Annotated in this window: 19 protein-coding genes; 8 read left to right on the plus strand and 11 right to left on the minus strand. The window is 59.5% G+C overall.

Features of this window, described 5'->3' with window-relative positions; all coding sequences use genetic code 11:
- Positions 1 to 15 precede the first annotated feature (15 nt).
- From ruvA to ACXAD0_RS17130, 5 genes are all read right to left on the minus strand, one after another.
- Positions 16 to 627 carry a Holliday junction branch migration protein RuvA gene (ruvA, locus tag ACXAD0_RS17110; protein WP_475089906.1) on the minus strand — a complete coding sequence of 204 codons (612 nt, stop codon included), beginning with the start codon at positions 625 to 627 and terminating at the stop codon, positions 16 to 18.
- Between the two features lie 100 nt (positions 628 to 727).
- Positions 728 to 1,258, minus strand: coding sequence for a crossover junction endodeoxyribonuclease RuvC (gene ruvC, locus ACXAD0_RS17115; RefSeq protein ID WP_475089907.1), 531 nt, complete (start codon positions 1,256 to 1,258; stop codon positions 728 to 730).
- A gap of 165 nt (positions 1,259 to 1,423) precedes the next feature.
- Complete coding sequence (locus ACXAD0_RS17120) at positions 1,424 to 2,167, minus strand: YebC/PmpR family DNA-binding transcriptional regulator (protein ID WP_475089908.1); 744 nt, start codon at positions 2,165 to 2,167, stop codon at positions 1,424 to 1,426.
- 87 nt (positions 2,168 to 2,254) lie between these two features.
- On the minus strand, positions 2,255 to 4,033 hold the full coding sequence (gene aspS, locus ACXAD0_RS17125; protein ID WP_475089909.1) for an aspartate--tRNA ligase: 1,779 nt from the start codon (positions 4,031 to 4,033) through the stop codon (positions 2,255 to 2,257).
- Positions 4,034 to 4,132: 99 nt separating this feature from the next.
- Positions 4,133 to 4,369: an FmdB family zinc ribbon protein gene (locus ACXAD0_RS17130; protein ID WP_475089911.1), complete on the minus strand. Its 237-nt coding sequence runs from the start codon at positions 4,367 to 4,369 to the stop codon at positions 4,133 to 4,135.
- A gap of 263 nt (positions 4,370 to 4,632) precedes the next feature.
- On the opposite strand from ACXAD0_RS17130, the gene ACXAD0_RS17135 reads away from it, so the two are divergent.
- The 5 genes from ACXAD0_RS17135 (at position 4,633) to ACXAD0_RS17155 (ending at position 9,662) form a co-directional block, all read left to right on the plus strand.
- Entirely contained in the window at positions 4,633 to 5,070 is a 438-nt protein-coding gene (locus tag ACXAD0_RS17135; RefSeq protein WP_475089912.1) for an HU family DNA-binding protein, read from the plus strand.
- A gap of 133 nt (positions 5,071 to 5,203) precedes the next feature.
- Entirely contained in the window at positions 5,204 to 6,931 is a 1,728-nt protein-coding gene (locus ACXAD0_RS17140) for a proline--tRNA ligase (RefSeq protein ID WP_475089913.1), read from the plus strand.
- A gap of 74 nt (positions 6,932 to 7,005) precedes the next feature.
- On the plus strand, positions 7,006 to 7,575 hold the full coding sequence (locus ACXAD0_RS17145; RefSeq protein ID WP_475089914.1) for a lytic transglycosylase domain-containing protein: 570 nt from the start codon (positions 7,006 to 7,008) through the stop codon (positions 7,573 to 7,575).
- A gap of 32 nt (positions 7,576 to 7,607) precedes the next feature.
- Positions 7,608 to 8,699, plus strand: coding sequence for a helix-turn-helix transcriptional regulator (locus ACXAD0_RS17150; RefSeq protein ID WP_475089915.1), 1,092 nt, complete (start codon positions 7,608 to 7,610; stop codon positions 8,697 to 8,699).
- A 123-nt stretch (positions 8,700 to 8,822) separates the two neighbouring features.
- Positions 8,823 to 9,662, plus strand: a complete 840-nt coding sequence (locus ACXAD0_RS17155) for a sterol desaturase family protein (RefSeq protein ID WP_475089916.1) — start codon at positions 8,823 to 8,825, stop codon at positions 9,660 to 9,662.
- A gap of 99 nt (positions 9,663 to 9,761) precedes the next feature.
- Here ACXAD0_RS17155 and ACXAD0_RS17160 read toward each other — a convergent pair whose 3' ends face one another.
- Both ACXAD0_RS17160 and ACXAD0_RS17165 read right to left on the minus strand, forming a co-directional pair.
- Entirely contained in the window at positions 9,762 to 10,187 is a 426-nt protein-coding gene (locus tag ACXAD0_RS17160) for a DUF4345 family protein (protein WP_475089917.1), read from the minus strand.
- Positions 10,188 to 10,272: 85 nt separating this feature from the next.
- Entirely contained in the window at positions 10,273 to 12,459 is a 2,187-nt protein-coding gene (locus ACXAD0_RS17165) for a tetratricopeptide repeat protein (protein ID WP_475089919.1), read from the minus strand.
- A gap of 266 nt (positions 12,460 to 12,725) precedes the next feature.
- Here ACXAD0_RS17165 and ACXAD0_RS17170 point away from each other — a divergent pair, with 266 nt between their 5' ends.
- Genes ACXAD0_RS17170 through ACXAD0_RS17180 form a run of 3 tightly spaced genes read left to right on the plus strand, consistent with a single transcriptional unit; the run spans position 12,726 to position 16,726 of the window.
- A complete protein-coding gene (locus tag ACXAD0_RS17170) occupies positions 12,726 to 14,747 on the plus strand; it encodes a DUF3604 domain-containing protein (protein ID WP_475089920.1) in 2,022 nt (673 codons plus the stop codon).
- Between the two features lie 18 nt (positions 14,748 to 14,765).
- Positions 14,766 to 15,617, plus strand: coding sequence for a peptidyl-prolyl cis-trans isomerase (locus tag ACXAD0_RS17175; protein WP_475089922.1), 852 nt, complete (start codon positions 14,766 to 14,768; stop codon positions 15,615 to 15,617).
- A complete protein-coding gene (locus tag ACXAD0_RS17180; RefSeq protein WP_475089923.1) occupies positions 15,614 to 16,726 on the plus strand; it encodes a HupE/UreJ family protein in 1,113 nt (370 codons plus the stop codon). The genes ACXAD0_RS17175 and ACXAD0_RS17180 overlap by 4 nt, the downstream gene beginning before the upstream one ends.
- 29 nt (positions 16,727 to 16,755) lie before the next feature.
- Here the strand turns inward: ACXAD0_RS17180 and ACXAD0_RS17185 are convergent, their stop codons facing one another.
- From ACXAD0_RS17185 to ACXAD0_RS17200, 4 genes are all read right to left on the minus strand, one after another.
- Positions 16,756 to 17,232, minus strand: a complete 477-nt coding sequence (locus ACXAD0_RS17185; RefSeq protein WP_475089925.1) for an Lrp/AsnC family transcriptional regulator — start codon at positions 17,230 to 17,232, stop codon at positions 16,756 to 16,758.
- Positions 17,233 to 17,382: 150 nt separating this feature from the next.
- Positions 17,383 to 18,576, minus strand: a complete 1,194-nt coding sequence (locus ACXAD0_RS17190) for a pyridoxal phosphate-dependent aminotransferase (RefSeq protein ID WP_475089926.1) — start codon at positions 18,574 to 18,576, stop codon at positions 17,383 to 17,385.
- Between the two features lie 181 nt (positions 18,577 to 18,757).
- Positions 18,758 to 20,209 (minus strand): deoxyribodipyrimidine photo-lyase, encoded by a 1,452-nt coding sequence (gene phrB, locus ACXAD0_RS17195; RefSeq protein WP_475089927.1) that lies wholly within the window; start codon positions 20,207 to 20,209, stop codon positions 18,758 to 18,760.
- Positions 20,210 to 20,251: 42 nt separating this feature from the next.
- On the minus strand, positions 20,252 to 21,229 hold the full coding sequence (locus ACXAD0_RS17200; protein ID WP_475089928.1) for a YbgA family protein: 978 nt from the start codon (positions 21,227 to 21,229) through the stop codon (positions 20,252 to 20,254).
- Between the last annotated feature and the right edge of the window lie 46 nt (positions 21,230 to 21,275).

The raw sequence follows: 21,275 nt of genomic DNA on the forward strand, positions 1-21,275 counted from the left end.
GGCGGCGCGCTGCACTCAGGCTGGCGCCATGCTCTTGAGCGCCAGGCGAATCAAGGTAGCGCTGTCAGCGCCGGGCTGTTCTTTGCAGGCCTTGGCCACCATTTTGGTGGCATCGGTGGGCTTGTAGCCCAACGCCGCCAGGGCGCTCTCTGCCTCACCGACATGATCGACAGCCGGTTCAGTGACGGCGGCAAGCAGCGGGATATCGTTACTATCGCCAAAGTGCGGCGCCAGCTTATCGCGCAGCTCCACCACCAGGCGCTCGGCGGTTTTCTTGCCCACACCGGGCACTTTCACCAGCGCAGCAACATTGTCTTCCGAGACGCACCGGGCCAGGGCGGCGCTATCCATACCGGAGAGAATGGCCAACGCCATCTTCGGCCCCACACCGTTCACCTTGATCAGCGTGCGGAACAACTGGCGATCGGACTCTTTACCGAAACCGTACAGTTGTTGCGCGGTTTCAGAGACCGCCATGTGGATTTGCAGCTGCACTGTTTGCCCGAGCGGCGGCAACTCGAAAATCGTGGTCATCGGGGCAAGCACTTCGTAGCCCACACCCTGTACATCCACCAGCAGCAGCGGCGGTTGCACAGCGGCCAGTGTTCCGGTCAGTCTTCCGATCATTGTGATTCCAACTTCTCTGTTCCGCTACCACCCTTGTGCGGGCCTCGCGGCAATCTCAGTCCACGGCAGCGGTACAGCAACGACCGCGCCCTACTTTGCTTCAGGAAACGCTCAAACGTCCACGCCGGAAACGCGCCCGGCTCCCCGTCGAGGACTGGACCAGCGTCTGGTGAGTATGCATATGGCACAGTGCAACGGCCAGGGCATCCGCGGCGTCTTCCTGCGGCGCAGCTGGCAGCGACAGCAGTGTTTTTACCATATGCTGGACCTGCAGCTTGTCCGCCCCACCATTACCGACCACGGCCTGCTTGACCTTGCGCGCCTCATATTCCGCGACGGGCAATCCCGCATTGGCGCCAGCGACGATCGCCGCGCCCCGCGCCTGACCGAGCTTCAGCGCGGAACCGGCACTCTTGGACATAAACACACTCTCGATGGCCATCTGCTCCGGCTTGTATTGACCTGCGATCTGGGAAACCGCATCGAAAATGAGCTTGAGCCGCTCTGGCAGGGCCTCATCGGGCACTCGAATTACCCCGCTGGCCACATAAACTGCCTGCCCGCGCTGTACGTCGATAATGCCGTATCCGGTTTTGCGCGAGCCGGGGTCGATACCCAATATCCGGGTCAAGGCGGACTCCCTGTATGTTTATATAGTGTTGCCAGAATCGGGGCAGTGTCCCAAGGCGAGCGTATGGCGTCAAGGGCGGGCGCTAGCGGGACCAACAAAAAAGGGCGGCCCACCCCATCGGGATGACCGCCCTTTTCGCCACAAGGTGAGCGACGAACTGGTCGCTTAGCCCAGCGCCTCCATGACCTCATCGGGAATATCCGCGTTGGTGTAGACGCTCTGAACATCATCCAGGTCTTCGAGCATATCCACCAGCGCGATCACCTTTTCTGCACCGTCTTTGTCCATCGGTACAGTGGTGGACGGAATCATGGCAACTTCGGCGTTGTCCGGAGCGAAGCCCGCCGCAACCAGCGCATCCTTGACGGACAGGTAATCCTGAAACTCGGTCGTGACATCAATACTGCCGTCATCGTTGGTTTCAATGTCTTCCGCACCTGCCTCGAGAGCCGCCTCCATCAGGGCGTCTTCATCTGCACCCGGTGCGTAGCTGATCTGGCCCTTGCGGGAGAACAGGTAAGCGACTGAACCGTCGGTGCCGAGGTTGCCGCCACGCTTGCTGAACGCGTGACGCACTTCCGCCACGGTGCGGTTGCGGTTATCGGTCAGGCATTCAACCAGGACCGCAACGCCACCAACGCCATAACCTTCGTAGGTGACCGCTTCGTAGTTCTCACCATCCGCATTGCCCGCACCCCGTGCAATCGCCTTGTCGATGGTGTCGCGCTTCATATTGGCACCGAGTGCCTTGTCGATCGTCGCACGCAAAGTGGGGTTGTCATCCGGATTGGGGCCGGCTTTGGCCGCAACGGTCAATTCGCGAATGATCTTGGTGAAAACCTTACCGCGCTTGGCGTCCTGAGCCGCCTTGCGGTGCTTGATGTTGGCCCATTTACTATGTCCAGCCATCTCTCGTCTCCAGAAGTTCTCTGATACCGCGACCGCCCATGTTTAAGCGGTCGCTTCACACTTTATAACAGCGGGGCGGTCCCGCGATCAGCTTACCTGCTCTTCCTTGAGGCGCAGGCGAATACTCAGCTCGCGCAGCTGGCGCGCATCCACCGCGCCCGGAGCGTCAGTCATGACACAAGCCGCACTCTGGGTTTTCGGGAAGGCAATCACATCCCGAATAGAGTCCGTGCCGGTCATGAGCATCACCAGGCGATCCAGGCCGAACGCCAGTCCGCCGTGGGGCGGCGCACCGTACTTCAGTGCATCCAGCAGGAAGCCAAATTTCTCGCGCTGCTCTTCAGCATCAATGCCGAGGATACGGAATACCGCTTGCTGCATGGCCTGATCGTGGATACGAATGGAACCACCGCCCAGCTCGGTACCGTTCAGCACCATGTCGTAGGCACGCGACAGCGCCGCCAGCGGCGCCTGTTCCAGCGCCTCGGGGGAACAAGAAGGTGCGGTAAAGGGGTGGTGAAGGGACGTCAGACCACCGTTATCGTCTTCCTCAAACATCGGGAAGTCCACAACCCACAGGGGCGCCCACTCTGCGGTGTACAGATCCAGGTCTTCACCCAGCTTGCAACGCAACGCACCCAGCGCTTCCGAAACCACTTTGCCGCTGTCCGCGCCAAAGAAGATCAGGTCGCCATTTTCTGCTTCCAGGCGATCCAGAATCGCCGCACGCACATCGTTAGGCAGGAACTTCACGATCGGCGACTGCAGGCCGTTCTCCAGGTCCGCGCGATCATTGACCTTGATATAGGCCAGCCCTTTCGCACCATAGATACCGACAAACTTGCCGTAATCGTCGATCTGCTTGCGGGTCAGCTTGTCGTTGCCACCCGGCACTTTCAGCGCAGCCACCCGGCCTTTGGGGTCGTTTGCCGGGCCGGAGAACACCTTGAACTCCACCTCGGTCATCAGATCCTTGATTTCGACCAGCTCCAGCGGAATGCGCAGGTCCGGCTTGTCCGAACCAAAACGCTCCATCGCTTCGCTGTAGGGCATACGCGGGAAATCCCCCAGGTCCACACCCTTCAGCTCGGTAAACAGGCTGCGCACCATCCCTTCGGTAATCGACATGATGTCGTCTTCACCCAGGAATGCGGTTTCGATATCGATCTGGGTAAATTCCGGCTGGCGATCCGCACGAAGGTCCTCGTCGCGAAAACACTTGGCTATCTGGTAGTAACGATCAAAGCCCGACACCATCAGCAGCTGCTTGAATAACTGCGGAGACTGCGGCAACGCAAAGAACTTGCCCTCGTGGGTACGGCTCGGAACCAGGTAATCGCGCGCCCCTTCCGGCGTGGCGCGTGTCAGGATTGGCGTCTCGATATCGAGGAAGCCCTCTCCGTCCAGATAGTTGCGGATCGCGTTGGTCAGTTTGGAACGGAAACGCAGATTGTGCTGCATCTCGTTGCGACGCAGGTCCAGATACCGGTAGCGCAAGCGAACGTCTTCGCCCACCGCCGTGTGCTCGTCCAGCTGGAACGGCGGGGTCTCCGCGGCATTGAGAATCTCCAGATCAGTACCGTATACCTCGACCTCACCGGTATCCATGCTCGGGTTCACCGTGGCCTCGGAGCGCGCGCGCACCCGGCCGGTTACCTTGAGCACATATTCACTGCGCACGCGGTCAGCCTGCTCGAAATGCTCGGCAGCATCCGGGTCGAATACAACCTGGACAATACCGTCACGGTCGCGAAGGTCGATAAAGATCACCCCGCCGTGGTCGCGGCGGCGATCAACCCAGCCACACAGAGTTACGACGCGGTCGATGTCCGCGGCTCGAAGGGCGCCACAATAGTCGCTGCGCATGGAGTCAATTCCCGTTGTCGATAGTAATTGCCGGACCGGCTCCTGCCGGCCCCCGTATTCTTGACAGCCAATTATGGAAGATTGGCCATTCTGTCGCGCTTAGCCTGCGTCCGCCTTGGACTTGGCCTTGTCGCCCGCCAGATTTTTCTTGCTGCCAGTTTTGAAGTCCGTCTCATACCAGCCACCCCCGCTCAGGCGGAATCCGGCGGCGGAGACCTTCTTGCGCAGCTCGGCTTTGTCGCACGCGGGGCAGTCAGTCAGGGCCGCGTCACTCATGCGCTGCAGGGCCTCCAACTGGTGGCCACAGGCCCCGCACTGGTATTCGTAGATAGGCATCGATACTCACCCGGTACTACAGAAAAATGGGCGCAGATTATACATGAGCGCCCCGGCAGGCTGAAGATGGGCCACAAACAAAGGTCGGCATTGCGCGAATCCGCGCAAAAGACAGCCGTTTCCTTGCCCTAAATCGATAAAAAAGCACTATTTTTCCTGCTTTTGCGGGTGCGCGAGAAAAAAAACTATATATACTTCGAACCAGTACCATGGTGTACGAATACATTTTCATTGGAAAAACAACATACAGAAGGAAGCTACTCATGGCCGCACGCAAGAAAGCCGCAGCTAAGAAAGCCCCCGCCAAGAAAACCGCAGCGAAGAAAGCTCCTGCCAAGAAGGCTGTAGCCAAGAAGGCCGCTCCGGCCAAGGCTAAGAAAGTAACAGCCATCAAGGAGAAGTACACCAAGACCCAGATCCTGAATCAGATCGCCGAGAAGACCGAGCTGTCCCGCAAGCAGGTTCAGTCTGTTCTGGACGAGCTGTCCGACGTGATCGAGGGCCACATCAAGAAGCGCGCCGTCGGCGAATTCGCTCTGCCGGGCCTGCTGAAAATCACCACTGTGAAGAAGCCAGCCAAAAAGGCGCGCAAGGGCATCAACCCCTTCACCGGTGAAGAGACTGTATTCAAGGCGAAGCCGGCCAGCATCCAGGTCAAAGTTCGCCCGCTGAAGAAGCTGAAGGAAATGGCCGAGAACTAATCTCCGCCCCTGCTGCTTCAAACCCCGCTTCGGCGGGGTTTTTTATTGCCGCTTCCCTGCCCTCGCCCCCTACCATCCACCCCCCGGGCCGACGTAGAATAACCGCCCCAAAACAGAGCAAACCGAACCTCCTATGCGCGCTTCCCGCTATCTGATCGCAACCCAGAAAGAAACCCCGAACGACGCTGTGGTCATCAGCCACCGATTGATGCTGCGCGCCGGCATGATTCGTCGCCTGGCCTCAGGCCTGTACACCTGGATGCCCACCGGGCTGCGTGTACTGCGCAAGGTCGAGCGCATCGTCCGCGAAGAAATGGACCGCGCCGGCGCCCTGGAGGTACTGATGCCGGTGGTGCAACCGGCAGAGCTCTGGGAAGAATCCGGCCGCTGGCAACAGTACGGCCCCGAATTGCTGCGTATTGAAGACCGGCACCAGAATCCCTTCTGCCTGGGCCCGACCCACGAAGAGGTCATCACCGACCTGATCCGCAACGAGATCAACAGCTATAAACAGCTGCCGGCCAACTTCTATCAGGTCCAGACCAAATTCCGCGATGAAATTCGTCCGCGCTTTGGCGTTATGCGTGCACGCGAGTTCACCATGAAGGATGCCTACTCATTCCACCTGGGCGCCGATTCCCTGCAGGAAACCTACGACATCATGCACGGCGCATACTGCCGTATCTTCGACCGGATCGGCCTGGACTACCGCCCGGTGCTGGCAGACACGGGCTCCATCGGTGGTTCCAGCTCGCATGAATTCCACGTGCTCGCGGACAGCGGTGAAGACGATATCGCGTTTTCCACCGAGAGCCGCTTTGCTGCCAACGTGGAACTTGCCGAGGCCGTCGCACCGAGCGGTGAGCGTCCCGCACCCGGCAAATCCCTGGAAGAAGTCCACACCCCGGGCCAGAAAACCATTGAGGCCGTCAGCGAGTTTCTCGGCACCGATGCCGCCCACTCGGTGAAGACCCTGATTGTGCTGGGAGAAGCCGAGGAAGGCGAAACCGCCCCGCTGGTGGCACTGGTACTGCGCGGTGACCACGACCTGAACGAACTCAAGGCGGAGAAGCTGCCCGGCGTGGCCAGCCCGCTGACCTTCGCTCCGGAAGCCCGCATCGCCGCAGAACTGGGTTGTGGCGTGGGCTCGCTGGGCCCGGTTAACCTGGGCATCGAGACCCTGGTGGATCGCTCTGCGGCACATCTCGCCGACTTTATCTGTGGAGCGAACAAAGACGACTACCACCTGACTGGCGTGAACTGGGAACGCGACGTGCCGCTCGCGCGCGTGGAAGACCTGCGCAATGTGGTGGCCGGCGATGCCAGCCCCGATGGCCAGGGCACCATCGAGATCAAGCGCGGTATCGAGGTGGGTCATATCTTCCAGCTGGGCGACAAGTACAGCCGCGCCATGAACGCCTCCGTACTCGACGAGAATGGCAAGGAACAGGTCATGACCATGGGCTGTTACGGCATCGGTGTGTCCCGCATTGTCGCGGCCGCCATCGAGCAGAATCACGACGATTCCGGCATCATCTGGCCGGAATCGATCGCGCCCTTCCAGCTGGCGATTGTGCCGATCAACATGCACAAGAGCGATGTCGTTCGCGAGAAATGCGAGCACCTGTACAACTCCCTGCGTGAGAAAGGCATCGATGTCCTGTTTATGGACGAGCCGAAGGCCCGCCTCGGCGGCATGCTCGCCGATGTGGAGCTGATGGGCATCCCGCACCGCATCGTTATCGGTGATCGCGGCCTGGAAAAGGGCGTGGTGGAATACAAAGGCCGTCGCGATGCGGAAAGCCAGGAGTTTGCGGAATCCCAACTTCAGGATATCCTGCTGGAAAAACTGCGCGACTGAATCGCACTGCGAACCTTACGCCAATGACAGCGCGGGCGGTCTCCGCCCCGGCGCCGGTAACGAATGACGACCCCATGAACAAAAGCGGTATTGCCCTGCTCCTCGCCGGCCTGCTGTCACTTTCCTCTGTCGTTTCGGCTGAGGGCGTGAAGCAGGTGGACCCGGAATTGCGTCGCGCGCTGAGCCAGGCCGTGAGCGAGCCCGGCAGCTTTGCCGACCGCTTTGATGCGGAAGTGTGGCTGATGGCCAAGTCCCAGCCGCTGGCCCGCTATATCAAGGATCCGGAACGGCGCATGCACGTGCTCAAGGCCGTTCATCGGGAAGCGACACGGGCGGGGTTGCAACCGGAGATCGTATTGGCAGTTATCCAGATCGAGAGCGCATTCGATCCCTATGCGGTTTCTCGCGTAGGTGCCCAGGGCATGATGCAGGTCATGCCGTTCTGGAAGAACGAAATTGGACGGCCGGACGACAATCTCATCAATATGGATACCAACCTGCGGTACGGCTGCACCATCCTCAAGCACTATATCGGCAAGGCCAAAGGGAACCTGGCCAATGCCCTCGCCTACTACAACGGCAGCTACGGCCGTCATACCTACAGCAGCAAAGTTCTGGATGCCTGGGCAGATCGCTGGCGATAACCAGGCACATCAGATTATTGGGGGATGACCGCATGAACAGCGCGTTTGTGTTTTTTACCGGCGCTGCCTGCAGCTTGCTGGTACTGGCTGCGGTCAAACTGGCACACCAGTTTCGCCATGTGGCCGCCGGCCGTTGGCTGGTGGTGGTGCTGGTCGGGGTCACCTGCTACCTGCTCGAGGCAGTACTGCCACCGCTGCCTCAGCCGGCCGCCTTTCTCCTTGATATCCCCTCCATACTGGTACCCGCGGCCTTCTGGCTATTCGCGTTTCACTTGTGCAACGACGGCGAGGCCTTTCCGCACTGGAGCTGGATGGTGGTGGGAATCGCACTGCTGGTCGACGGCCTCGCCAACAGCCATCTGCTGACCGGTATATCGCCCTTTTTGCACGACCTGACCTACTGGCTGTCGCAGCCGCTGAAACTCGGGCTGCTGGGCGCGGGCATGGTCACCCTGATCCGCCAGTACCAGTCTGACCTGGTCGAGGCACGACGCAGCCTGCGCCTTGCCTTGATGGCCGTCATTGGCGGTTACATGGTCATTGTGGTTTGCGCTGACTTCCTGTTCAGTTACTGGCCAGTGCCCAGTGGCCTGCCGGCACTGCACGCCATTCTCGCCAGTCTGTTGTCCATGGCTGCCTGCTTGTGGTTACTCGATCCCAGCGCCCGGGCCCTGCAGGACTCCCTGCAGGAGGCACCATCAGTCGCCGCACAGATCGCCGCTCCGAGTGAAGACAAGCCGGCACCGGAAAGCCCCCCAGAACCACTGGACGACAGCCAGCAGCAATTGATTGCCCAATTAACCGCTCACATGGAAAACGGGGGCTACCGGCATACCGGCCTGACCATCCGTGAACTGGCAGAACAGCTGGGTGCGCGGGAGCACGTGCTGCGCGCCCTGATCAATCGCCATCTGGGCTACCGCAACTTCAACGAGTACCTGAATGAATACCGTATCGACGAGGCCAGCCGTCGTCTCGCCGATCCCGACCAGGCCCACCTGCCGGTACTGACGATTGCACTCGATATCGGTTACCGGTCGCTCAGCCCATTCAATGCCGCTTTCAAACGCCGTCACGAAATGACACCCACCGAATTTCGCCGCGAACGCCTGCCCGTAACCTGACCAATGCCCACGCTTTTCGGAATTCGTCAGTAAAACTTCGTTTTTCGCAAGCAAGGCTTCCCGCACTGAGCCACACTGGCCGGAACTCGAACAAGAAGCTCCACCCGGTGAAGGGGACCCTGTATGGATACGGCTGTTGGTTTTTTACTCACATTTGCCCAACAGTGGCTCGAGCACTTCGGCCACGACCTGTTCCGTTACCTGTTGGCCGCGGCCGGCGTCAGCCTGTTCGTCAGCATCCTGTTCCGCAGCTGGATGAATCGACGGCGCATACAGACGCGTCGCGCGCGCTGGCAGGATATCCGGCGTGAAGTCAGCTACTCGATGCTGACGCTGGCGGTATTCGCCTGTATCGGCATGTTGACCGTGCACCTCTATCAGGCCGGCATTGTACGCCTGTACACCGACTGGTCAGATTACCCGATGTGGTGGAACCTGCTCAGCCTGCCCGCCGTCATTCTGGTGCACGACGCCTACTTTTACTGGACCCACCGGGCCATGCATCACCCGAAGCTGTTCCGTCATTTCCACCGCCTGCACCACTTGTCGCTGACACCGACACCATGGGCTGCCTACAGCTTCTCAGTGGGAGAGGCCGCCCTGATGGCCATCTTCTCCCCGCTGGTCACCATCATCCTGCCGATGCACCTGGGTATCTGGCTGGCGTTTATCTTCATCATGATATTCCGCAATGCGATGCTGCATGCGGGCTGCGAATTTCACCCAAAACGCTGGGTCGACAGCCCCCTCGACTTGATGACCACTACCACCCATCACGACCTGCACCACCAGCGATTTCAGGGTAACTACGGCTTTTACTTCACCTGGTGGGATCGCTGGATGGGAACAGAGCTGCCCGAATACAAGGAACGCTTCCGTACCGCCGCCAGCGGTGCGCAGGAAAGTGCCCGAGGCGGGGTAACCAATGCAGACACACTGTCAGGGAGTAACGCGACAGGTTAACGATATTTGCGGCTGATCGGCAAAACACCGCAATCACTTGCGCGGCCCCGGGAAACCGGCGCCGCGCTTTTTTTCAGGTCTGCGTTTTCAGCCAGGCGCTCAACCGGCTCGTTCCGGATCCGCACCCTGGCGTGATTGCTCGTCGCCGGAGACGCGGTAACACAACAGACCCCACACGATCAGCAGGACCTCGACGAGCAAAAACAGGCCATTGCGCCAGTCAAAGCCACTGTGCACCAGCATGCCAAACAAACGCCCGCCGGCAAAACCACAATAGGCCAGCGTCAACAGGAAAAAAGCAGCGTGGCGTGTTGCCGGGCGTACGATCGCGAGGCCAATGGCTGCAGCGATCGCCAGCATCAGTCCGCCGAAGGTCGCCTGGAATTCCGGCACCGCGACCGCAGAGAGAAACGACAGGTTAAGGCCTTTGGCAAAACCGACAGGATACGCCAGCGCACCCAACCCAATGGCAATATAGGCCAATAGATTCAGCCATAAATAAATCAGCTTGTGTGTAGTTTTCATTGTGTCCCCCGGGATCCATTCTCTTTCAACAATACGCCTGTCTGTTACGCGCAACAGCACCCAATTGGATTGAGTCAGCCCTCTTCTACTGCAGACGTTCCTGCAGTGCCAACAATTGCGGACGGGTACCGTAATCCGATTGCCAGCGGCGCAACAGATTCAGTGCATCGGCCGGGCGCCCCAGTTTTTCCAACACCAGGCCATGGGCGAGCACCACTTCCGGATTGGCGGGCTGCAGGCGTCCGGCCCTCTGCAGCGCAGCCAGAGCATTGAGATAATCCCCTTGCCGAACGTGCCAGAGCGCAAAGGCATACTGCGCGTTGCCGGACTGCGGATAGGTGCTGACCGCTTCCCGAATTAGCGCTCCCGCCTTCGCGTCCTGACCCGTGCCACGATAGTGATCCGCGAGATTGAGCAGGGCACCTTCATTTTTCGGCGCGAGTGCCAACGCCCGCTTCAACGCGCGTTCAGCCTGTGCCATTTGCCCCTGCTGCTGGTGGAATCGCGCCGCCACCAGCTGGGCTTCCGGCATATCCGCATTAAAATGCACACCATCCAGAAACTCGCGGAACAACGCATCCAGTTTGCGCGCCTGTTGCGGATCAACTTGCTGCGGTGGTACGCCTGCCAACTGCCTGGCAATCTCATAACGCACCGCGCGGGTCGGCTCTTCGAGTCTTCCGCGCAACAATTGCCAACGTACATGCAGGGGCAGGTTCTCGGTCGCGCGCACACTGCCCAGCCGCACTAGCCAGGAACGGTCGTCCAGTAATTCCGGCAATGTTTGCAGGCTGGCAGCATCCATGACCTCCGCAAGGCGCAGCGCTGCACTGGCACGCACCATATTGCTGTGACGAGGGTCCGTCGCGACTCCAGTCAGCGCAGCCGGATCTCCGGCTCCCCGATCTGCCTGCACCAGTACCAATGCCGAAGTTTCTACCGGATCATTCGCTGGACCTTTTCCGCGCCAGTTATCCACAATGCCCTGAGCCCACTGCGGATCTTTGTCCAGATGACATGTCGTGCAGACATCCGGGCTACCCACCTCGGCACTCAAGGCAGGCCGGGGTATGCGAAAGCTGTGGTCCCGACGCGGATCTACGCCCATGAATGTCACTGCCGGCATATGACACGAAACGCACTGGCTGGCTTCGCTGCCGGGGGGATGGTGGTGATGGCTGGCTGCCGCGAACGTCTCCTCCCGGTGGCACTGCGTGCAGGTCTGGTCGCCCGGTCGCTTCAGGCGGGTACTGTGGGGATCATGACAGTCGCTACATACCACGCCATTCGCATGCATTTTGCTCTGCACGAACGAGCCGTAGACATACACCTCATCGAGCATCTGGCCATCGGCGAAATACATGTCCCGCTCCAACAAGCGCGGCACGTGCTGGTCGGCAAAGGTGCGCTGGGGTTTCCACAATGCAAGCTCCTGCCGCCGGGAATGGCAATGGGCACAGGTGTCGACCTGACGGGCATTGTGCCGTCCCTTGCGGCGACGGGTGTCAGACAGAGGGGATTGCTCGCCAATAAACTGCCACAGCGCGGTGTTTTTCAGGGAAACAGCAAAGCCCGCACGCTTGTCTGACGCCTGTTCCGCGGCGGTGCCGGCTGCCCACTTGAGGTGCTGGCTCGCTGGACCGTGGCAGGCCTCACAGGCAACGTTGATGTCACTCCATCGTGTTTCATAGCGATTGGCCGCCACGGAATAGTGTTTTTGCAGGTCTGTGGAGTGACAGGCGGCACAGCGGCTGTTCCAGTTGAAGTGGCTGCCAGTCCAGTGCAGCGGATCATCGGCTGTGACCGCGCCGGCATGGGCGAGACTGGGATGCTCCTCTCCGTCTTCCGGATACAGGTGAAACCAGCGCTGTCCTCCCGCTGCTTTCGGGCGGCTATCCCAGGCGATGGTGAGCACCTGAATCCGCCCATCTTCAAAGGCCACCATATACTGCTGCAATGGATCGATACCGAAGGTGTAGGCGATTTGAAAGGTCTGCAATTCCCCTTCGGCGTTATCCGTCTCTACCCAGTAGGCGCCATCGCGACGAAAAAAGCGGGAGGTGATATCACCGTATCGGAATGTGGCATCGTCAAAATTCCCCAATACCGTTTCAGCAGTCGCTTCAGCCATTGCGGCGAAATGGTGACTGCTTTCCCAATCACGCACCTGTTCCGCGTGACATCCGGCGCACTGTTCGACGCCAGCATACTCTGCGGCGCGCGGGGAGACACAACAGACACAAAGCAACAGCACACATACAGTCGCGCTCAAGGAAGGTCTGAAAGCGTGAAATCGCATACACCTGGTCCAAGGCAACTGGCACCCGATATGGGGAAGCCGAATTTATTCTCGTCCTGTCTCATGAGCAGGCTTTTTGTGGCGGCGGCCAGCGCTGGCGATTGCCGCGTATTCACGCCTAAAGATAGTCAGCGGATTCCGCGAATGTCCACTCAAGTGGCGACTATACTCCGGCGTACGCTTTGCCAGTACACCAGCGACGAAAATCACGACTCCAATGATGGTTCACGGAGGAACCCATGGCGCTTCGATCCTGCTTACCGATGTCGGCCAGCCATTGCCAACAGACTGTTCCCCTGCTGTTCAAGCTGATCGCGGGAATCGTCCTTTTTGCCCTCCTCTCGGGATGCGGTCAACGTGAATCCACCAATAACGCACCGGATGATGCCGTGGCCGTCAGTACGGACGAGTCCATGCCAGAGACACCGCAAACGGATCAGGATGCAACCGCGGAAGGCAGCAAAGACCAACATACGCAAGTCCCGCCCCCGGAGGCCATACCGACACGCAATGTCTACTATGGCGACACCCATGTGCATACCGGCTGGTCCGTGGACGCCGGCATGGATGGTGCGATCAAGACCCCGGAGGAAGCCTATCGTTTTGCCCTCGGCGAAGAAATCGAATCCAACGCCGGCGTCAAGGCAAAGCTCGAACGACCCTACGACTGGTTCATGATTACCGACCATTCCGATGGCATGGGGGTCATCAGTGAAATTGCCTCGGGCAATCCCGAGATGATGACCGATGAAACCCTCAAACGCTGGAATAAAGCGCTCAACTCCGATGACCCAAAGGCGGCATCCGCAGCCAAAAGCGAACTGATCATCATGCAGTCCGAGGAGCGCCTGCCGAAGATTGTGATGGACCCAAAGTGGATGGCATCGGCCTGGCAGCGCACCGTCGATGCGGCGGAAAAATTCAACCAACCGGGCAAGTTCAGCACCTTTATTGCCTATGAATGGACCGTGAATGCAGGTGGCGGGGACAACCTGCATCGCAATGTGATCTTTCGTGATGGAGCGGATCGCACAAGGGACATCCTGCCCCTGACGACCTTTGAAACCCAGGATCCGAGGAAACTGTGGGAGTGGCTGCAGGCCTACGAACAAAAGACCGGGGGCAAGGTGCTCGCCATCCCCCACAACGGCAACCTGTCCAACGGACGCATGTTTGAGGAACAGGAGTTTGACGGTTCACCGATGAACCGGGAGTGGGCCGAACTCCGTGCGCGATATGAACCGCTCTATGAAGTCTCACAAATCAAGGGGCAGAGCGAATCCCACCCGAAGTTATCCCCCAACGATGAATTTGCCAACTGGGATCTCTGGGACCGGGGCAACCTGATACTGGTACCCAAATCCGAAGGCGATATCAAAACAGAATACTGGCGCGAAGCGCTCAAGTCCGGCCTGCGGTTGCAGGACCAACTGGGTATCAATCCATTCCAGTATGGTGCCAACGCGGCCACCGATGTACACACCGGACTCTCTACGGCAGAGGAAGACAACTTCTTCGGTAAATTCAAAACGCTCGAGCCCGCCAACAAAGACCGCTGGAACTTTCCACTAATTGAAGGCAAAGGCGGCAACATGATGGGCTGGGAACAGGCCGCCGCCGGCATTATGGGCGTATGGGCAGAGGAAAATACCCGCGAGTCCATCTGGGACGCGATGATGCGTAAGGAGACCTTCGCCACCACCGGCCCGCGCATGCAGGTCCGTTTTTTTGCCGGCTATGATTTCAGCAACGCCGATGTAGGCAAGGCGCTGGCGACTACCGGCTACAGTCGGGGGGTCCCCATGGGCGGCACCCTCCCGGCAGATCCCGACAAGCGTGCCCCCACTTTCCTGATTGCAGTGATGAAAGACCCCGAGGGCGCCAACCTTGACCGCGCCCAGATCATCAAGGGCTGGGTCGACAAGCAGGGCAAACAGCACGAAAGAATCTTTGACGTAAAATGGGCCGGGGATCGCACACCGGATAGCGCAGGCAAGCTGCCTGCGATCGGTTCAACCGTCAACCTCGAGACCGCCACCTACACCAATACCATCGGCGCACCGGAACTCATTGGTGCGTTCACCGACCCAGATTTTGATCCCGAGCTGCGCGCGGTGTATTACCTGCGTGCACTGGAAATTCCCACTCCTCGCTGGACACTCTACGACGCAGTGAGATTCGGGGTAAAACCGGACAAGGATGTGCCATTGCAGCATCAGGAAAGGGCCTTTTCCAGCCCGATCTGGTACGCACCGAACTGATCCTGGAGACGACGGACAATGGCAAGTACTTTACTCAAAGAACCTCTGGTGCACTTTGCGTTACTCGGCGCGCTGCTATTTGGCGCGGACAGTTTACGTCAGCCAGACACACCCGAACGGGAAACCATCTCTGTAACCGAGGGACGCATTCACCATATCCGCTCCGTGTTCGAGCAGACCTGGCAACGTGCTCCACAACCGCAGGAATTACAGGGACTGATCGACAGTTATGTGCGCGAGGAAATCCTGTATCGCGAGGCGCGCAATCTGGGTCTGGATACGAACGACACGGTCATTCGCCGCCGCCTGCGCCAGAAAATGGAATATCTCGCCCGCGATCTGGCGGATGCGGTGGAGCCACAAGCGGAAGCGTTGCAGGCGTTTTTCCACAGTAACAGCGCACGCTACCGGACGCCCGTGAGCATCAGCTTTTCCCAGCTGTTTTTTAATCCCAGCCTGCACGACGATAGCGCGGCCGCAGCGCGCGACGCACTGCATCAATTGCACAATGGCATGTCACCCGACACACTCGGCGACAGCACCCTGCTGGCAACCCACTATCCCCTCCAGGAACAACCCAAGCTCGTCAGGCTGTTCGGAGGTGAATTTGCCGGAAGCCTCGATGGCCTGCCGCGCGGACAGTGGAGCGGGCCCGTGCGCTCCGGCTTTGGCTGGCACCTGGTCCACATCGAGGAGATCCAACCGTCAACGCTTCCACCTCTGGAGTCCGTCCGTGCAACGGTACTTCGGGACTGGCAGACCGCAGAACAGGAAAGAATCTTGCAGGCACAATATGAGCAATTACGCAGCCGCTACCAGATTGACATAACGCCTTACAATACGCTGTCAGAGACGGTCGCCAGCCAATGAAGTTTCGCACCTGGATTTTCCGACAGCATCACCAGCATGCGCGATACCTACTGCCGGGCACGCTGGTACTTTTGACGTGGATAGCGCTGGTACTGGCGAACGTTGCCGCTGCGCATGAGCTGCGTCCAGCCTATTTGCATATCAGCGAAATCGCAGAGGACCGCTATCAGGTCACCTGGCGTGTTCCAGCCCGGGGAGACCTTCGCCTGTCACTGCGAGTACAGTTCGACCCGCGCCTCTCTCCGATCAATACGCCACAAGCGCAGATATCCAATGGCTTTTATATCGAGCGCTGGCAGGTCGCACACGGCGGCGGGCTCGCCAATACGCAGGTGCAGATTGACGGCCTCGCCAACACCATGACTGACGCGCTGGTTCGCATCGACTGGCGCGATGGACGCGAGCAAGTGGCACGCCTGCTGCCAGATAGCCCTTCGCTGGCTATCAACCCACAAGCCAACAACACGGAGATCGCCAAGACTTATTTCGCTCTGGGCGTTGAGCATATCCTGCTGGGCATTGATCACCTGCTATTTGTTCTGGCACTGGTGTTGTTAGTGTCGGGCTGGAAATCCCTGCTGGCCACCATCACCGCCTTTACCGTCGCCCATAGCCTGACCCTGATTGCTGCCGTATTGGGCTGGCTCAGTCTTTCCTCTGCCCCGGTGGAGGCCACCATAGCACTGAGCATCGTGTTTCTGGCCAGTGAAATACTGCAGCGGCAACGAGGGCGGCACACACTGACCACCCGCTTTCCCTGGGTAGTGGCATTTGCGTTTGGGTTGCTGCACGGTCTGGGGTTCGCTGGCGCACTCGCCGAGATTGGCGTGCCTCACCATGCGGTCCCGCTGAGCCTGGCGCTGTTTAACCTCGGAGTCGAAGCGGGACAGCTGCTGTTTATTGCCGCGGTCGCGCTGGTACTGACAGTAATCAGGCATTGGGGGAGTTGGCTGTCAGGAAAGTTGGCGGAAGGGGAGCATCCATCGCCGGCCACCGCCGGCACCAGCGGCATCTTCACCACGCCCCGTATTGGCATCTTTTGCGCCTACCTCATTGGCGCCATCGCCGCTTACTGGCTGATCGAGCGAACGCTTTCCATCGTGCTGTAGCCCCGCCGCCCAACGCGAAGCAACGCGGGTTAATCCTGAAACAGGAGTTCCAGCGGGTAACCTGTGAAAGGCTTGGTTTTCTCAATCACCAGATGGGAAGTCATGCGGGAAATGGCTGCATCCTCGTCCGCCAGTAACTGCTCGGAGACCCGATTGAAATCTGCTGCGTCGGGGCAGACAAAGCGCAGCATGTAGTCGAACTCGCCGGACATCTTCACACAGGAAACAATCTGCGGGATATCGTTGATCGCGCGACGAAAGCTTTCACTGGTGCGTGCGTCCTGGCGCTTTAGCGCCACGTTCACGTAGAACTCTGCATGGCGCACCTTGTCGAGATTCACCTCGGCCTGGAACTCGCGCACATAGCGTTCGTTGGTCAGGCGCTTGACGCGCGCCAGGCAGGCACTTTCTGACAGGCCGATCTGCTCGGCCAGGTTCAGGTTGCTGATGCGGGAGTTGGTCTGCAAGGCCTGCAGGATCTTCAAATTGTGACGATCGATTTTCACAGTCGTGTTCTTTTGCTTCGCACGGTTTCCGCGCCCAGTGCGCGTAAATCCCTAGTGGGCAAGGATAGCCGCCTTCGACCGCTACTGAAATAACAAAAACGCCCTGCGGGAGGGCGTCTTGCGCGGTATCACGGCGAACGGCGCTGAGGGTTAACTCGCCTGGCGATTGGAGCTGGCGACGAAACGCTCGATACGGTCCATCGCGCGACTCAGCTCTGCCTCATCCTTGGCGAGAGTAATGCGCACATGATTACGCGCACTGGGGCCAAATACGGAACCGGGTAGTACGGACACTTGCTCTGCATCCAGCAAGGCCTCGGCAAACGCCTGGCTGGATTCTGCCACGGCGGACACGTCGGCCATCACAAACATGCCGGCATCCGGTGAGTAGCAGCTCAGACCCGGGATTTTACCAATGCGATCTACCAGCAAGTCGCGACGATTGCGGTACGCATCGCGCATCTGGCTGACAAAGTAGGAATCAAACTCCAGCGCGAAAGCCGCGGCTTCCTGCACAAACTGGGGGCAACCGAAAATGGTGGCGCCGGCAAATTGCGTCAGGCGCTCCACCAACTCGCCCTCGGCCACCGCCCAGCCAAGGCGCCAGCCACTCATGGCGTGGGACTTGCTCAGGCCATCAATCACCACCACGTTATCGAGGTGCTCGGCCGCCGAACGCAGCGAGGTATGGCGCCGCGCGAACGTGATCATCGAGTACATCTCGTCACTGATCAGCCACACACCCCGGTCGCGGCAGTAGGCGGCCAGTTCACGCAGTTGCTCCGGGGTCGCCATGGCACCGGTGGGATTCACCGGCGTATTGATCATCACCACCCGGGTCTCGTCGGTAATCGCCGCCTTGATGGATTCCACATCAAAGGAAAAATCCGCCTCGGCCGCACAGGGCACCTTGCGCACGTCCAGGCGCAGCGCGTCACAGATGGGCACATAGCCGATGTACATGGGCTCCGGGATCAGAATCTGCTCGCCCGGATTCAGCAGGCAGGCCAGCGTGGCGTAGATCGCGTTGGTGCCACCGGGAAACACCACAACATCTTCCGGATCACAGGGATGCGGGGATACCTTACTTTCAATCGCTGCGATGGCCCGGCGCAATACGGGCTCGCCGGCGGCGGGCGAGTAATGGGTACGACCAACACCGAGACGCGCGCGCGCAAAGTCGAGGATTGGCTCCGGGGTATCAAAGTTCGGATCCCCGACACAGAGGAAAATGACATCTTCCCCCCGATCCGCCATGGCGTGGGCACGGTCACTGACGGCCCACACGTCGGCGTCTGCGCTGTTGAGAGCATCACTCTGGAAGCTGAACTGCGGTGCGTACATCTTGTTTTCCCGATCATTCATCAGGCCACTAACTTAACAACCGGGGAGGTAATTGACGGCGCGATCCGGGGCGGATTTTCGCATCAGCGCCCAGATAACGGCGGCCATACCGCAGATAATTCGGTGACGTTCAATTCACCCCAACGCAGAACCCGATACCCGCTGATGGTTCCAGCCTGACCTAACGCAATGCGGCGAAGGCCTCGATTGCCTGCTTGCGGGTTGCCTTGACGTCACACATCGGGACGGGATAGTCCGCCGACGCGGGTGGACTGTGGATTTCCCTGTTACTCAAGTCTGCCAGCTCCGGCAGGAAACGCCGCAGAAATACACCGTCCGGGTCAAATTTTTGCGACTGACTGTAGGGGTTGAACACACGAAAATAAGGGACCGAATCGGTGCCGGTGGAGGCGGCCCATTGCCAGCCGCCATTGTTGGCCGCCAGATCAGCATCCACCAGGGTTTGCATGAAATGTCGCTCCCCCCAGCGCCAGTCGATCAGCAGATTCTTGGTCAGGAACGAGGCCACGACCATGCGCAAGCGGTTGTGCATCCAGCCCGTTTGCGCCAGTTGGCGCATGGCGGCATCGACGATTGGAATCCCGGTCTTGCCGGACTGCCAGCGTTTGAATGCGGTTTCGTCCCTGGACCACTTTACCCCCTCGGTGTTCAGACGAAATGGCTGATGCATACACAGGCGCGGATAGGCGGCAATCAGGTGGGTGTAGAATTCGCGCCAAATCAGCTCTCCCAGCCAGCAACTGGCCCCCGCATTCGCGTCACCCCACCCGCCAGCATTGTGTTGCAGAGCCAGATGCGCGCACTGGCGAATCGAGACCGCGCCACAATTAAGGTAGGGGGAGAGCCGCGAGGTCCCTTCCGTTCCCGGCAGATCACGCCACTCCTGGTAGTGTTCGATGATGCCGGCGAAGTGGGCGAGGTTCTTGAGCCCCGCCTCCTCGCCCGCACGCCAGCCTCGCACCTCACCGTCTTGCTCCAGCTCCAGGCGGTAGCCGCGCAGCCGCTCCGGTATGGTCTGTACCAGATTATTGGCGGTGGGCATCTCCAGCCACTTGGGCCACTCTGATCCGGACTGGCGATGCTTCGGCACCGGCAAGGGCTTGAAGTCCTGGCCCCCGTACTGCCGGATAAACGCCCGCTTGAACGGCGTAAACACCTTGAACGGCTCGCCGCTACCCGTCGTCACCGCGCCGGGAGAAACCAGGGTGCGATCGGTGCAGAATTCAGTGGACACCCCCGCCTCGTGCAATGCGCTTTTTACCGCATCATCGCGGCGCTGCTCATTCAGCGGGTATTCCGCATTGGCAAACACCGCCGAAATACTCAATTTTTCAGCCAGCAACGTCAGCGCCGCGGGCGCCTGCGCAAAGGTAGAGAGTTCCAGAAAATACAGCGGAATGCCCAGGTCCTGCAGTTCTCGCTGCAATGCCCGCAGGCTCGCCAGTCGAAACGCCACGACCGGCTCGCCCTCATCATGTGTCTTCCAGGTTTGCGGGCAGGCAACAAATACTGCAGCGATATCTTTACACTGGTGACAGGCCCGATAGAGGGCACTGTTGTCAGCAACGCGCAGGTCGTTGCGAAACCAGACCAAGCCCCGTTCAAACGCCATCGCCTGATCCTCCAGAGGGCATTCGCCCGCTACCATCGTCGCTCAATGGAATTCACACAGACCCATTTCTGCCGGCTCGGCGGCGAGTAGCACCTGATTGTGGATAAACGGATGGGGGCTGCGCGGCAGGTAGTGACGCAACATGGTCAGTACCGCCGCTGCGGGCTTGCGGCCCTGCCGGTATTCTTCCAGCAACTCCGTCAGCTCAGCGCGCTCATCGCGGTTCAGGAACTCGCGTAGATGCCCCTGCACATGCATCAACGCGTTGGTGCGGTCTTTGCGGCTGGCCATATGGCCCAGGATGTCCATCAACTTGCCGCGCACCTCAAACGCAAACTCGGCGGGTTCATGTGCTTTGGCGTTGGCGATGAACTGCCCCAGCTCACGAGTCAGCTGCTGGTGATGCGCCAGTAACAGGTATTTGTAGGCGGTAAAAAACTCGATGATCCGTCCCTTGCGGGGCTCCGGCTCCACATAGCGGAACCATGCATCGTAGGCGAAGACACGGGTGAGGAAGTTTTCGCGAATTTCACTACTGTTCAGGCGTCCGACTTCCTCCATTGGCATATGCGGGAAGTGCGCGCGCAGACGCGCCGCAAAGGCACCCATCCCGTCACTGTCGTGGCCATGGCCGTTCGGCAGGTAACGACGCACGCCCTTCAGGCCACAGCTCGGGGAATTCTGCATAAAGATGTAGCCGCGCACGGCCTCCAGCTCCGGAACAACCTGATCGGCATAACCATTGAGCGCGTCGGTCACATCGAGCGATGGATCCACCACCCCCAGCACACGCACTTCCGCGTCCGGTGACGTATCACTCTTCACCAGGCGAATCGGATCCCTGGGCACCCCGAGGCCAATGGCCACCTCCGGGCACAGGGGCACATATTCGAAACATCGGCCAAGCAACTGGGTACACACCCGGCTGTGTTTATGACCGGCGTTATAGCGCACGGGGTCTCCCATGGCGCACTGACTGATCCCTACCGGAATCTTGTTAGGGTGTAGTTCGATATCCATACTCTTTATTACGCCCCGCTTGTGTAAAAGGTTTATAGCTTCCGCT

The organism is Microbulbifer sp. ABF4_148 (assembly GCF_056158985.1).

Coding starts and splice junctions, on each gene's coding strand:
- ruvA (WP_475089906.1), bottom strand. CDS start 627: ATGATCGGAAGACTGACCGGAACACTGGCCGCTGTGCAACCGCCGCTG.
- ACXAD0_RS17120 (WP_475089908.1), bottom strand. CDS start 2,167: ATGGCTGGACATAGTAAATGGGCCAACATCAAGCACCGCAAGGCGGCT.
- aspS (WP_475089909.1), bottom strand. CDS start 4,033: ATGCGCAGCGACTATTGTGGCGCCCTTCGAGCCGCGGACATCGACCGC.
- ACXAD0_RS17130 (WP_475089911.1), bottom strand. CDS start 4,369: ATGCCTATCTACGAATACCAGTGCGGGGCCTGTGGCCACCAGTTGGAG.
- ACXAD0_RS17135 (WP_475089912.1), top strand. CDS start 4,633: ATGGCCGCACGCAAGAAAGCCGCAGCTAAGAAAGCCCCCGCCAAGAAA.
- ACXAD0_RS17140 (WP_475089913.1), top strand. CDS start 5,204: ATGCGCGCTTCCCGCTATCTGATCGCAACCCAGAAAGAAACCCCGAAC.
- ACXAD0_RS17145 (WP_475089914.1), top strand. CDS start 7,006: ATGAACAAAAGCGGTATTGCCCTGCTCCTCGCCGGCCTGCTGTCACTT.
- ACXAD0_RS17150 (WP_475089915.1), top strand. CDS start 7,608: ATGAACAGCGCGTTTGTGTTTTTTACCGGCGCTGCCTGCAGCTTGCTG.
- ACXAD0_RS17155 (WP_475089916.1), top strand. CDS start 8,823: ATGGATACGGCTGTTGGTTTTTTACTCACATTTGCCCAACAGTGGCTC.
- ACXAD0_RS17160 (WP_475089917.1), bottom strand. CDS start 10,187: ATGAAAACTACACACAAGCTGATTTATTTATGGCTGAATCTATTGGCC.
- ACXAD0_RS17170 (WP_475089920.1), top strand. CDS start 12,726: ATGGCGCTTCGATCCTGCTTACCGATGTCGGCCAGCCATTGCCAACAG.
- ACXAD0_RS17175 (WP_475089922.1), top strand. CDS start 14,766: ATGGCAAGTACTTTACTCAAAGAACCTCTGGTGCACTTTGCGTTACTC.
- ACXAD0_RS17180 (WP_475089923.1), top strand. CDS start 15,614: ATGAAGTTTCGCACCTGGATTTTCCGACAGCATCACCAGCATGCGCGA.
- ACXAD0_RS17190 (WP_475089926.1), bottom strand. CDS start 18,576: ATGTACGCACCGCAGTTCAGCTTCCAGAGTGATGCTCTCAACAGCGCA.
- phrB (WP_475089927.1), bottom strand. CDS start 20,209: ATGGCGTTTGAACGGGGCTTGGTCTGGTTTCGCAACGACCTGCGCGTT.
- ACXAD0_RS17200 (WP_475089928.1), bottom strand. CDS start 21,229: ATGGATATCGAACTACACCCTAACAAGATTCCGGTAGGGATCAGTCAG.